Source organism: Methylobacterium sp. 37f (genome assembly GCF_023093475.1).
Taxonomy (GTDB): Bacteria; Pseudomonadota; Alphaproteobacteria; order Rhizobiales; family Beijerinckiaceae; genus Methylobacterium.
Genome location: NZ_JAGHKN010000007.1, coordinates 161,276 through 173,889, shown reverse-complemented (window position 1 = coordinate 173,889; position 12,614 = coordinate 161,276). Strand labels below are relative to the sequence as shown.

Sequence of the window (12,614 nt, the reverse complement as noted above, 5' to 3'; positions counted from 1 at the left end):
CCGCCGGGCCTACGGCGAGGTGGTGCCGAAGGCGCTCCTCAGCTTCGGCGCCGGTCCGGGCTTCCTGACGGCGGGCACGCCGATCAGCCGCGACGCCCTGGTGGCGCAGGCCGGCCTCGACGTGCGGGTGGGCCGCGCCACCACCCTGGGCGTGGCCTATACCGGCCAGGTCGGCGAACGCGCCCAGGACCACGCCGTCAAGGGCAACTTCACCTACCGGTTCTGACAGGCGACCCACCGGGTCTGAGAAACAGGACGCGCGCCGCCGGACCCGAGGGGTTCGGCGGCGTTCGGTTTCCGAGCTCGCCCTTCGCGGGCGAGCCCGGGGGCGGCCGCGCAACCGACCGGAACGCGTCGCGAGCAGGGCGCGTTCGAAGGACACGGCGTTTCCACCGGGGTGCCGCCTCCCGCGAGCGGGAAAATCCTCTAGAGTGGTGTGCTTCAGAGTGGTGTACTTGGCGGGCTCCCCGACAAGAATGCCGCCGCGCAACGCCTCCTGTCCTTCTCACGCGAAGTCCCCGAACCTCCATGTGCGAACTGCTCGGCATGAGCGCGAACGTGCCCACGGACATCCGCTTTTCCTTCGCCGCCCTGGCCCGGCGCGGCGGCGAGACGGGTCCTCACGCGGACGGCTGGGGCATCAGCTTCTACGAGGGCCGTGGCGCGCGGGCCTTCCACGAGCCGGAGCCGAGCGCGCAATCGGAACTCGCCCGGCTCCTGCGCCGGACGCCGATCAAGAGCCGCATCGTCATCGCGCATGTGCGCAAGGCCAATCGCGGCCGGGTCAACCTGGAGAACACCCATCCGTTCAGCCGGGAATTGTGGGGCCGGCGCTGGACCTTCGCGCATAACGGCCAGCTCAAGGGCGTGAAGAAGTGGCCGCTGACCTGGTTCAAGCCGGTCGGCTCCACCGACAGCGAGCACGCCTTCTGCTGGATGCTCGACCAGTTGCAGGCCCGCTGGCCCGACCTGCCGAGCCCCGCCCGCATCGACCGGGCGGTGGCGGACCTGTGCGCGGAGCTGCACGGCCTCGGCGTGTTCAACATGCTGCTGTCGGACAGCCGCACCCTCTACGCCCATTGCGGCAAGCGCCTGTGCTATCTCACGCGCTGCGCCCCCTTCGGCACCGCGACCCTGGTGGACGAGGACTGGCGGGTAGATTTCGCGCAGGAAACCGGGGCCCAGGACGTCGTCACGGTGATCGCCACCAAGGCGCTGACCCGCGACGAGTGCTGGACCGACGTCGAGCGCGGTCACGTTCTCTCCCTGCGCGACGGCGCCGTGCGCATCGTCAAGCCGGCCGTGGCCCGGCGCATGTCCCGCCCCGAGCGCGTCCCCTCCCCCTGTGGCTGTTGATGCGGCGCCCCCTGCGACGGCCACGGTTGTCCGGCGGGATGCGTCAACCGCCCGGATGCGCTACAACGCGCGAAATCAGTGGACCGCGCGGGTGCTTCTCGGACACCTCGGGCCGACACCACACCTGACCGCGCCAGATTACGACGAGCCATGACACGCGACGTGACCGACACTGCCTCCGACGTTCTGTCGGCCTCCGCAGACGACAGGCCGAACCTGTCCTCGAATATTCGGACTCACCTCGGCGAGCACCTGCGCACGGTCTACGACCGCTTGCCCGCGGACGAGCAGCCGAGCCGCTTTGCCGAACTCATCGAGCAGCTCGAAGCTGCCCTCAAGGCGCGCGGCGAGGCGATCGAACCCGAGTTTCGCAACGGCCTGCTGGCGGCCGTGCCGTCCCTGCGTGCCTTCGCCCTGTCGCTGACCAGCAACCCGGCCCGCTCCGACGACCTCGTGCAGGACACCCTGCTGAAGGGCTGGCAACACCGGGCCCGGTTCCAGCCGGGCACCAACCTGAACGCCTGGCTGTTCACGATCCTGCGCAACATCTTCTATTCGGACCACCGCAAGCGCGTGCGCGAGGTCGAGGACCAGGACGGCTCCTACGCCGCCCGCCTCGCCACCGCCCCGCACCAGGGCGATCGTCTTGACGTCGAGGATCTCCAGACCGCCCTCGGCAAGCTGCCGCCGGACCAGCGCGAAGCTCTGGTTCTCGTCGGCGCCGAAGGCGTCTCCTACGAGGAGGCGGCCGCGATCATGGGTTGTAAGGTCGGCACCGTGAAGAGCCGGGTCAGCCGTGCCCGCGGGCGGCTGGCCGAACTTCTCGGCTATGACGAGGAAGACCTCAGCTCCGACCGGCTGATCCAGTCGGCGATGCCGAAGGATGCGTAAGGTCGGCCCGAGGCGGTCCTGAAGACGAAACCCGGCCTTAAGGATCGACGGACCCGGTGCAACTTTTGACGCATCCCTTCCGGGAGTTGGACGTTACTGCCCTGAACCCGGCAGCGCTTCACAGCGTCGCGGGACACTCGTTCAGGAGCGCCATCATGAACTTCAAGACCCTTCTCGCCGCCTCCGCCATCGCACTCACCCTGCCGATGGCCGCCCAGGCTCAGGGCCTCGTCCGCGGCGCCGAGCGCGGCGCACAGGACGGCGCCGATGCGGCCGGTCCGATCGGTGCCATCGTGGGTGGCGCTGTCGGCGCGGCGACCGGCACGGTCGGCGGCATCCTCGGCGTCGATGATCGCCCCCGCTTCCGCCAGTACGTCACCCGCGAGCGTCGCTCGTCCTATGACTACAATGGCGATGTCCGCGTCGGCGCCGTGCTGCCGAGCTCCGGCGTGAGCTATTACGACGTGCCCGCCGAGTACAACGCCCGCGGCGCCCGCTACACCATCGTCAACGAGCGTCCGGTGCTGGTGGATCGCAGCCACCGCATCGTCGAGGTCATCGACTAATCCTCGCCGACCAGGACACGCTCGGCCCCGCGACGACCGTCACGGTGGCCTAAGTCAGAAGGCTTTCGGCGAAAACTTCGCCGGGAGCCTTTTTTCATGGTCGCGTCGTGGTTCGTCGTCGCATCGCAATTCGTGACCGGGCGATGCCGCGAGGTACGCCGCATTCCGGAATCTCCCCGCGCCGAACCTAACATAAAGCAACGGGAACGGGTGCAGCGATGCAACGCCCGCGCGCTTCAGCCGTTGCTTGGACAGTCCGACCTTCACGTACCCGTGTGCGGCCGTCCGATTCCCGATCGATGCGAAGGAGTTTTCCCATGGCCGGTGACCTCCCCCCTGATCCCGCCCTGCCGGAGCCGGTGCGGGATCATCTCGGCCAGCAGCTGCGGTCAGTCTTCACCACCGACGAGGTCGTTCCCCAGTATCTCGGCGATCCAATGGTTCCCGAAGCCTTCGAGCCGCAGATCAAACGCCTTGAGGTCCGCCTGAAGACTCATGAGGAGGGTACGGGTGCCGTCGAGCAGGCCCTCGAAGATCTCCTTGGGGCAGACCTCTTGCCGGCAGGAGACGTTTTGCCAGCAGGAAACCTCTTACCAGGAGGCGACCTCTTGCCAGGAGACGACCTCGTGGCCGGCGAAGATTCCCTTCCGGGACAGGATCGCTCCGGTCGCAAGCCCGGCTTCGGCGAGGCCCGGTAGAAGCCGACGCGGTTCAGACTGCGGGTTTCGTCGCCAGGATATCGCGAATTTCGGCGAGCAGCTTCACGTCCGCCGGCACTTCGGCCACCGTCTCGGGCTTGGCCTCTTCCTTGCTGACCAGGCGGTTCATCGCCCGGATGACCAGGAACAGCACGAAGGCCACGATCATGAAATTGAGCGCCACGGTGATGAACTGCCCATAGCCGATCACCGCGCCCTGCTTCTTGGCATCGGCATAGGCCGCGCCTTTCTGCACGCTCGACGACAGCGAGAGGTAGTAGTTCGAGAAGTCGAGACCGCCGGTGATCGCGCCGATCATCGGCATGAACACGTCCTGCACCGCCGACGTGACGATCGCCCCGAAGGCAGCGCCGATGATGACGCCGACAGCGAGGTCGACGACGTTGCCGCGCAGTGCGAACTTCTTGAATTCCTCGAGCATCAACCGGTCTCCGCTGGATTTGGCCTGCAGGACGACGTCAGGCCGCGTGCAGCTTAGTCGAAGACAACCGCTGCGCGACAGCGCCGCCGGTCAGATGTCCACGGCCGGGTCGCGCGCGGGTTTCAGCATTTCGACGGCATCGTCGGCAGTCTCTGCTGAGGCTGAACCGTGTGCTTCCGCCCTGGCCCGGCGGCGATACTGCGCCGCGCCGATCGGCAGGGTGACGAGGTAGCCCAGCGCCAGCGCCACCATCGCCTCGAACGGGAAGCTGATGAACAGGCCGAACCCGGCCACCACCACGAGGAAGATCGGCAGCACCCAGTCGCGGGGGACGCGCTTGCCCATGGTCTTGCCCGAGAAGGTCGGCACGGTGGAGACCACCAGCAGGGCGATGCACAGCATGTAGCCGAGCACCACGGGCGCCGCCCAATGCTCCATCGGCAGCCCCAGGAAGTTCAGGTAGAGCGGCAGCATCGCGGTGAGCGCCCCGGCGGGCGCCGGCATGCCGACGAAAAAGTCCTTCTTCCAAGCCGGGCGGTTCGGATCGTCCAGCATCGCGTTGAAGCGGGCCAGCCGCAGCGCCATCGCGATGGCGAAGATCAGGGCCACGATCCAGCCGACCGAACGCAGGTCCTTGAGAGCGAAGCCGTAGAGGATCAGCGCCGGTGCACAGCCGAAATTGACGAAGTCCGCCAGGGAATCGAGTTCCGCCCCGAAGCGCGAGGTGCCCTTCAGCATCCGCGCCACGCGCCCGTCGATGCCGTCCAGGAAAGCGGCGGCCACGATCGAGATCACGGCCGGCTCGAACTTGCCCTCGAAGGCGAGCCGGATCGCGGTCAACCCGAGGCAGAGCGCCATCAGGGTGATCATGTTGGGCGCGATCATCCGGAACGGCACCGGCTTGAAGCGGCGCGGGCGGGGCTCGTTGGCGTCGGGCGCGAAGGGCGGAAACAGATCGTCCATGGGATGCCTCAGATGCGGCGGAAGACGCGCTCGGGGCCGCCGGCGAGATCGGCCAGCACGGTCTCGCCGGCCACCGCCTTCTGGCCGAGCCCGACGAGCACGCGGGTGCCGACCGGCAGATAGACGTCGACGCGCGAGCCGAAGCGGATGAGGCCGAAGCGCTCGCCGACGTTCAGGCTGTCATTGGCGTGGACCCAGCCGACGATGCGGCGGGCAACCAGACCGGCGATCTGGACCACGCCGATGCGGAGCGGCTCGCCCTTGTGCGTCGTTTCCATCACGAGGCCGTTGCGCTCGTTGTCATCGCTGGCCTTGTCGAGCTCGGCGTTGAGAAACAGGCCCGGGGTGTAGTGGATCTGGCCGATGCGGCCGGTGACCGGCACCCGGTTCACGTGACAGTCGAACACGTTCATGAACACCGAGATGCGCAGCATCGGCTCCTGCGGCAGGTCGAGTTCCGGCGGAGGCAGCACCGTCGAGATCAGATTCACCCGGCCGTCGGCGGGGGAGACCACGAGGCCGTCCCCCACCGGGGTGATCCGCTCGGGATCGCGGAAGAAGTAGCATACCCACAGGGTCAGGATCAGGAAGATCCAGCCGAGGAACTGCGCGAAGTAGGCTCCGATCACCGTCAGCACGATGCCGATGACGATGAAGGGATAGCCCTCCTTGTGAATCGGCACGAGCGTCCGGCGAATCGTCTCGAGGAGGTCGGTCATGGGTGTTTTCGGAGCGCTCTCGTCTGATGGGCGGGCCGAAGCCGCCCCGGCCGGGGCCTTCTCATAAGGCACGCGGGCCGATCCGTCATACGGTTTCCGATCAGGGACGCACGAGGCGTCCCGACGCGGTTTCCGATCAGGGACGCACGAGGCGTCCCGACGCGGTCTCCGATCCGGGACGCGCGAGGCGCCTGCGGACCGAAATGGCGAACCCGTCAGCCCTCGGCCTGCACCAGGGGCGCCAGGCGCGTCAGCCGCAGGGCGATGACGAGGGCGAGCCCGTAGAGGGTCGCGAAGAACGCCACCACGCCGACCCAGCCGGAATGGTCGAAGAACCAGCCGCCGGCCGTGCCGAGCACCGAGGAGCCGAGATAGTACAGGCACAGATAGATCGACGAGGCCTGAGCCCGGTCGCGCAGGGCTCGCCGGCCGACCCAACTGCTCGCCACCGAATGCGCCCCGAAGAACGCCACCGTGACCAGGACGATGCCGACGATGATCAGGGCGAGATGGCTCGACAGGGTCAGCCCGACGCCGACGAGCCCGAGCAGGATGGCGAGCCACAGCACCTTGCGCCGCCCGAGCCGGCTGGCGATTTCGCCGGTGAGGGCCGAGGAGACGGTTCCGAACAGGTAGACCACGAAGATCGCCCCGATGGCGCTCTGGCTCAGGGAGAACGGCGGCTCCAGCAGCCGGAAGCCGATGTAGTTGTAGATGCACACGAAGCCGCCCATCAGCAGGAAGGCTTCGGCGAAGAGCCAGGGCAGGCCGGGATCGCGGAAGTGGTGGGTGAAGGTGCCGGGCACGTCGCGCCAGCGCATCCGGTTGGCCCGGAAGCGGCGCGAATCCGGCAGCAGGTAGACGAAGGCGATGGCGGCCAGGAGCGCCAGCAGCCCGATGGTGCCAAGGCCCCAGCGCCAGGAGGCATGGTCGGCGATGATGCCGGCCAGCAACCGCCCGACCATGCCGCCCGCCGCATTGCCGCCGATGAGCAGGCCCATCGACAGGCCGATGGCGCGCCCGTGCATTTCCTCGCCGAGATAGGCCATCGCCACCGCGGGCAGGCCGGACGCCGCGAGCCCCGTAAGGGCGCGCAGAGCCAGGAAGCCGTGCCAGCTCGGCACCAGGACGGCCACGATCGTGAGAAGGGCCGAGGCGAACAGCGACGCCACCATGATGGGCTTGCGCCCCCACACCTCCGAGAGCGGACTGACCACCAGGAGCGCGATCGCCAGCATGGCGCAGGGCAGCGACAGGGCGAGGCTGCTCTCGGCCGGCGAGACGGAAAAATCATCGGCGAAGACCGGGAGCAGCGGCTGCACCCCGTAGAGCACTGCGAAGGTGGAAAACCCGGCGGCGCCCAGGGCGACGGCGGTGCGACGGAAGGCGGGCGTTCCTGCCTCGATCAACCGCTCGCTCGCCTCGTCCATGCACGCTCCTGCGGGGTCGGCCCGGAGACCCGGACACCACGTTCTCGGCGCAGAGGGTCCCGCCGGCAGAAGGCAGGCTCCTCAATCCTCCGCAGCCGCCCCGGCTATATAGGCCGGTGCGGCGATCGGGAAACCGCCGCCCGGATGCGGCGTCCTAGGCCGCCCGGACCGTGGCGAGGAAGCGGGCGACCTCGGCGCCGAGATGCTCGGACTGGCGCGAGAGTTCGCTGGCGGAGGACAGCACCTGGGCGGCCGCGGCGCCGGTCTCCTCGGCGGCCCCCGCCACGCTCGCGATATTGGACGTCACCAGTTCGGTGCCGACCGCCGCCTGCGAGACGTTGCGGACGATCTCCTGGGTGGCCGCCCCCTGCTCCTCCACCGCCGCCGCGATGGTGGTCGACACTCCGCTGATCTCGCGGATCCGGTCGGTGATGCCACCGATGGCCGTGACCGCCTGTCCGGTCGAGTCCTGGATCTGCCCGATCTGGGTTCCGATTTCCTCGGTGGCCCGGGCGGTCTGGTTGGCGAGTTCCTTCACCTCCGCCGCCACCACGGCAAAGCCCCGGCCCGCCTCGCCGGCGCGGGCTGCCTCGATGGTGGCGTTGAGCGCCAGCAGGTTGGTCTGGCCGGCGATCGTCGAAATCATCGCCACCACGTCGCCGATCCTGGTTGCGGCCGTGCTGAGATCCTGCACCAAGGTGGCCGTCCGCTCCGCCTCGCCGACCGCCGCCTGCGCGAGGTTGGCGGAGCCGACGACCTGACGCCCGATCTCCTGCACGGACGAACCGAGTTCCTCGGCCGCCGCCGCCACGGTGCTGACGTTCGAGGCAGCCTCCTCGGCGGCGGCGGCCACCGTGGTGGATTGGCTGGCGGTCTCGGTCGCGGTGCCGGACATGCTCTGGGCCGTTGCCTCCAGCTCGGTCGCCGCCGACGTCACCTGGGTGATGATGCCGCTCACGGCGCTCTCGAAATGATCGGCCATCCGCTGCATCCCGAGCCGGCGCTCCTCCTTCACGGCCAACTCGCGCGCCTCCTGTTGCTGCCGCAGGGTGTCCGTCTCCAGCAGGTTGTCGCGGAAGACCGCCAGGGCCGCGGCCATCGCGCCGATCTCGTTGCGGCTGGACGAGTAGGGTATCTCCCTCGCCAGATCGCCGCCCGCGACCGCCGCCATCGCGCCGGTGATCCGGGCGATCGGACGTGTCACGCCGTAAAGGACGAACACCGCACCGCAGACGCCGATCAGGAGCGAGATGCTGCCCACCGCGACCGTGAGCCAATAGGCGTTGTGATAGTTGATCTTCGAGGCGGCGTCCGCCTCGACGGCTCCGCGGTCGTTGTGGGTGACATCGTCGTCGATGACCTTCATCAGTTCCTGGTAAGCCGGCCGCGTCATCTCGAACGCGTCGACCATGGCGTTCTGGTCACCGGCCCGGAACGAGGCGAGAAACGCGGCGCGCCGCTCGTCATACTCGGCGTAGCGCTTGGCGATGTCGTCGGCGATCGCCCGCTCCTCAGGGCTGGCGATGAAGGGCTGATACGTCTTCAGAGCCGTTTCGACGGCCTTCTCGCGTTCCGCATTGAGCTTTTCGAGCGACGGCGCCGATTCGCGCCCCATGACATACCGAGCATCGACAATCCGTAGATTCGTGACGGCGAATTTGATTTCGCCCAAGCTTCGAACGCTCGGCATCAATTCCCCAGAAAGTTTCATCGAACTTGCCCGGATTCTCTCCAGGCTTGTGATGGCTATCCCTCCCTGAATGACCAAGGCGGCGATGACGGAACCGATGATCGAGATCAACATCCACTTCAGCTTGATAGCCATGATCTTTTATCACCTTCTAATATTCTGTCATGTCTGCATTTTTCAGAACATAGCAGGTCCTTAAAGACCATCTAAAGTGAAACTTTATCAATTAAAAAATTGATAATCCGGACGAGAGCCACGACAAAGATCGCGGTTTTATTACGCCCCCTGGGTCGTGGTGATCCGCGTCCCCAGTCCGTCGGTTCGCGGCCTGCGGTTTCCGGGGGGAGCGATCCTGCGGGACGGTCGAGAGGATGAGGGCAGCGCGGGAGCGATTCGAACGGATCAACACAGGCGCAATGGACTTCTCGCGGGCAGGCCCCAGAACGGAACAGGCCGGCTCGCGAAGGGAGCCGGCCTGGAAGTTCCGTCGAGATCGCCTGCGTGCCCCGTCCGAGACACGCCTTCACAGGATCGTTCGGATTCGTCGCGTCCGGCCGATCAACCGGCGAAACGGGGTCGGAGAGACGAGCCGGCGAGCAGCGCTCAGGCCGCCCGGGTGGTGGCGAGGAAGCGAGCGACCTCACCGCTGAGCCGCTCGGACTGTCGCGACAGCTCCGAAGCCGAGGCCAGGACCTGGGACGAGGCAGCGCCGGTCTCCTCCGCGGCGCGGGCCACGGTCGAGATCTTGTCCGTCACCTGACCGGTGCCCACGGCTGCCTGGGCCACGTTGCGGACGATCTCCTGGGTGGCCGCCCCCTGCTCCTCGACGGCCGCCGCGATGGAATTAGCCACGCCGCTGATCTCCTGAATCCGGGTCCGGATGTCGCCGATGGCCGATACGGCTTGGCCGGTCGAGGCCTGGATGCGCGTGATCTGATCGCCGATCTCTTCGGTGGCCCGGGCGGTCTGGTTGGCGAGTTCCTTCACCTCGGCCGCCACCACGGCGAAACCGCGGCCCGCCTCGCCGGCCCGGGCCGCCTCGATCGTGGCGTTGAGCGCCAGCAGGTTGGTCTGCCCGGCAATGGTCGAGATCATCGCCACCACGTCGCCGATCTTGGTCGCGGCCATGCTGAGATCGCCGATCAGCGCAGCCGTCTGGTCCGCCTCGCCGACCGCGACCTGCGCCAAGGTGGCGGAACCGTCGACCTGGCGTCCGATCTCCTGCACGGAGGAGCCGAGTTGCTCGGCCGCCGCCGCTACGGTGTTGACGTTCGAGGCCGCCGCTTCCGCCGCCGCCGCGACGCCGCCCGATTGCTGCGCGGTCTCACCGGCGGTCCCCGACATCATGCCCGCCGTCGCCTGCAGCTCGGTGGCCGCCGACGTCACCATGCCGACGATGCCGCTGACCGCCTGCTCGAAACCGTCCGCCAGCTCGTGCATCGTCGCCTTGCGTCGTGCCGCGTTGGCGGCCTCGAGGTTCGCCTGCTCACCCCGCATGTGCTCCGCCTCGACGAGACCGTCGCGGAAGATCGCGAGACACGCCGCCATCTCACCGATCTCGTTGCGGTTCGTCGCATGGGGGATTTCGATGGTCAGCCGGCCCTCGGCGATGGTCCGCATGGCGCCGGTGATGCGGGTGATCGGACGGGTGACGCCCAGGAGTACGAAGAGGATGCCGCCGAGGCCGAGCAGGACGGAGCCGCCGCAGACCACCAGCGTCATCCAGATCGCGGTCGCATAGGTCCGCTCTGCGGTTGCCTGCGCAGCCAGGGCGCCCTGATTGTTCAAATCCGCATCGCGATCGACCGTCGTGATGAGTTGGTCGAAGACGGTCCGCGAGCGCGCGAACAGGCTCTCGGCACTCGGGATGTCACCGCTCCGCAGGAGAGCGGGAAAGCCGCGACGAAGGTCCTCATACCGTGCGAAGGTGCCGACGATGTCGGTCCACAGCGCCTTTTCCTCGGGGCTGCTGATGAGAGTCTCGTAGGTGCGCATCGCGGTGGCGACGGCCTGCCTGCGCGTGGCCTCGACCTGCAGCAGCTCGGCCGGCGTTTCCTTCCCGTGCATATACCGGGCGTCGAGCAGGCGCAGCCGCGTCAAACTGTACTTGAATTCACCTAAGGCGCGCACGCTCGGAAGCCAGTTAGCCGCAATATCCACTACTCCAGAATTAACAGTACGAATGTTTGCAACAGCAAACCACCCCTGCGCACCAAGACCCAGCATCATGACTGACAGGATCGCGATCAGTGTTGACTTGAGAGACAGTCGCATCGACGGAGGGGCGCATTGGAAATGCTATCCGGCCTGCGGCGCACAGGAGGGACAGGTCGGCGAAGACCACTATTCCCTATGGCGCCGAACTAAACATTTGATGAATAGAGCCGGCTTTTCCAGTTCCTCCCGCCGGGTCGTGCCGATAGCCCTCCCCTTTCTCCAATCCATCGAAGACTGGCCGATGCGGGCGCGGAGTGGGCGACCGGAGGCTTTCGGACCCCGGTCGCCGCATCCTGGTTTCAGCGTGGAGGCGCCGCCTCGCCCTGCTGCTGGATCAGCGGCGTGATACGGCGGACGGTCACCCGCCGGTTCTCGCGCGCGGCGTTCTGCGTGTTCACCTTCAGGTTCTGCTCGCCATAACCCTGCGTGGTCAGGTTCTCGGGCGGCACCTGGAAGGTCTGCGTCAGCACGGTGGCCACCGACTGCGCGCGGCGGTCGGAGAGCGAGAGGTTGTCGACGTCGGCCCCCACCGCGTCGGTGTATCCCTCGATGAGGAACACCTCCTGCGGATTGGCCTTGATCGCCCGGTTCATCGCCGCCGCGATGGTGGCGAGGCGCGCGGCCTGATCCGGCGTCACCGTGAACGAGCCGGTGTCGAAGTTGATGGTATCGATGTCCACGCTGCGCATACGGGCGCGCAGCTGCGGGCTGTAGCGCACCTGATCGAGGGTGTAGCGCCGGTCGACCGCCACCACCGGCGGAGCCGACAAGGCCTCGTAGACGGCACCCTCATCCGCTCCGTCGTAATCGACAACGTAGCGATTGCGGGGGATGCGGATGTCCGGCGGCGGCAGTTCGACCACGTCGTCGTAGATCGGCCGGCGCACGCCCCCGCCGAAGCTGTTGTCGATGATCACGACCTCGCGCCCGTCCCGGAAGCGGCGGGAGCGGCGTACGAGACGGCCGTCATCATCCACGATGGTGACGATCTGCTCGCCGCCGGGCCGGTCGAGATACGTGATGGTGTCGCCGCCGCGCCGTTCGCTGCGATAGGCCCGCCGGTCCAGATCGCGGAAACGCTCGTTCTCGTCGTGACGGATGAAGTAGGTGTCGCGATCACGCACGATGATGCGGCCGGGCTCGCGGATGTAGGTCCGCCCGCCTTCCGAGAACTCGCGCCGGTCGCGGCGGACCTGATCATAGTCGCGGACATCGTCGTCATCCCGGAACCCGCCCGGCACGTAGCCTGGGCGCCCCGGCGCGTTGAAGCCGCTGCGAGGCTCGCGCCGTTCGAAGGCGTCCCGCCGCTCGCGGTCCTCTCGACGATCGTCGATGCCTCCGGCGCGTGGATCACCGGAATCACGGCGATCGACACCGTCGCGCCGGGTCTCGGCCGGCCGGGAATCGGACCGAACCGCATCGTCGCGATTCAGCTCGCGGGATCCCTGGGCGGGACCGTCCCGGTTAGGGCGGGATTCGACGGGATTCGCACCCGCACCGGGACGCCCGTCCGGACGCTGCGGGTCCGGGTTCGGAGCACCCGGCGGCGTGAACGGACGGCCGGGTACGCCCGGCCGGGCATTCGGGGCGACCGGTGCCGGCGGATTGGCGTCCGGGGCGGGTGCACGCGGCTCTGCGGGCG

Annotated in this window: 11 protein-coding genes and 1 pseudogene; 5 read left to right on the top strand and 7 right to left on the bottom strand. The window is 67.8% G+C overall.

The features are described from left to right. The 5 genes and pseudogenes from J7U37_RS07310 to J7U37_RS07290 all read left to right on the top strand — a co-directional run. Positions 1 to 226 (top strand): autotransporter outer membrane beta-barrel domain-containing protein (locus J7U37_RS07310; RefSeq protein ID WP_247635287.1); only part of this gene is annotated, 226 nt, incomplete at its 5' end. A 302-nt stretch (positions 227 to 528) separates the two neighbouring features. Continuing rightward, a complete protein-coding gene (locus J7U37_RS07305; protein WP_247635286.1) occupies positions 529 to 1,356 on the top strand; it encodes a class II glutamine amidotransferase in 828 nt (275 codons plus the stop codon). Between the two features lie 150 nt (positions 1,357 to 1,506). Beyond that, positions 1,507 to 2,247, top strand: coding sequence for a NepR family anti-sigma factor (locus tag J7U37_RS07300; RefSeq protein ID WP_056187973.1), 741 nt, complete (start codon positions 1,507 to 1,509; stop codon positions 2,245 to 2,247). A 155-nt stretch (positions 2,248 to 2,402) separates the two neighbouring features. Next, positions 2,403 to 2,813: a DUF1236 domain-containing protein gene (locus J7U37_RS07295; RefSeq protein WP_056187970.1), complete on the top strand. Its 411-nt coding sequence runs from the start codon at positions 2,403 to 2,405 to the stop codon at positions 2,811 to 2,813. Between the two features lie 317 nt (positions 2,814 to 3,130). Further along, positions 3,131 to 3,361 (top strand): annotated as a pseudogene (locus tag J7U37_RS07290) (hypothetical protein); the annotation flags it as partial. Positions 3,362 to 3,524: 163 nt separating this feature from the next. Here J7U37_RS07290 and mscL read toward each other — a convergent pair. The 7 genes from mscL to J7U37_RS25285 form a co-directional block, all read right to left on the bottom strand. Then, positions 3,525 to 3,953: a large conductance mechanosensitive channel protein MscL gene (mscL, locus tag J7U37_RS07285; RefSeq protein WP_247635285.1), complete on the bottom strand. Its 429-nt coding sequence runs from the start codon at positions 3,951 to 3,953 to the stop codon at positions 3,525 to 3,527. Positions 3,954 to 4,043: 90 nt separating this feature from the next. After that, positions 4,044 to 4,916 (bottom strand): phosphatidylcholine/phosphatidylserine synthase, encoded by an 873-nt coding sequence (locus tag J7U37_RS07280; RefSeq protein ID WP_056187962.1) that lies wholly within the window; start codon positions 4,914 to 4,916, stop codon positions 4,044 to 4,046. Positions 4,917 to 4,924: 8 nt separating this feature from the next. Continuing rightward, positions 4,925 to 5,635: a phosphatidylserine decarboxylase gene (locus J7U37_RS07275; RefSeq protein WP_056187959.1), complete on the bottom strand. Its 711-nt coding sequence runs from the start codon at positions 5,633 to 5,635 to the stop codon at positions 4,925 to 4,927. 215 nt (positions 5,636 to 5,850) lie between these two features. Further along, complete coding sequence (locus J7U37_RS07270; RefSeq protein WP_056485903.1) at positions 5,851 to 7,065, bottom strand: MFS transporter; 1,215 nt, start codon at positions 7,063 to 7,065, stop codon at positions 5,851 to 5,853. Between the two features lie 154 nt (positions 7,066 to 7,219). Beyond that, positions 7,220 to 8,869, bottom strand: a complete 1,650-nt coding sequence (locus J7U37_RS07265; RefSeq protein ID WP_247635291.1) for a methyl-accepting chemotaxis protein — start codon at positions 8,867 to 8,869, stop codon at positions 7,220 to 7,222. A gap of 489 nt (positions 8,870 to 9,358) precedes the next feature. Then, on the bottom strand, positions 9,359 to 11,029 hold the full coding sequence (locus tag J7U37_RS07260; protein WP_247635284.1) for a methyl-accepting chemotaxis protein: 1,671 nt from the start codon (positions 11,027 to 11,029) through the stop codon (positions 9,359 to 9,361). Positions 11,030 to 11,271: 242 nt separating this feature from the next. Further along, positions 11,272 to 12,213: an OmpA family protein gene (locus tag J7U37_RS25285; protein WP_348772980.1), complete on the bottom strand. Its 942-nt coding sequence runs from the start codon at positions 12,211 to 12,213 to the stop codon at positions 11,272 to 11,274. Positions 12,214 to 12,614 lie beyond the last annotated feature (401 nt).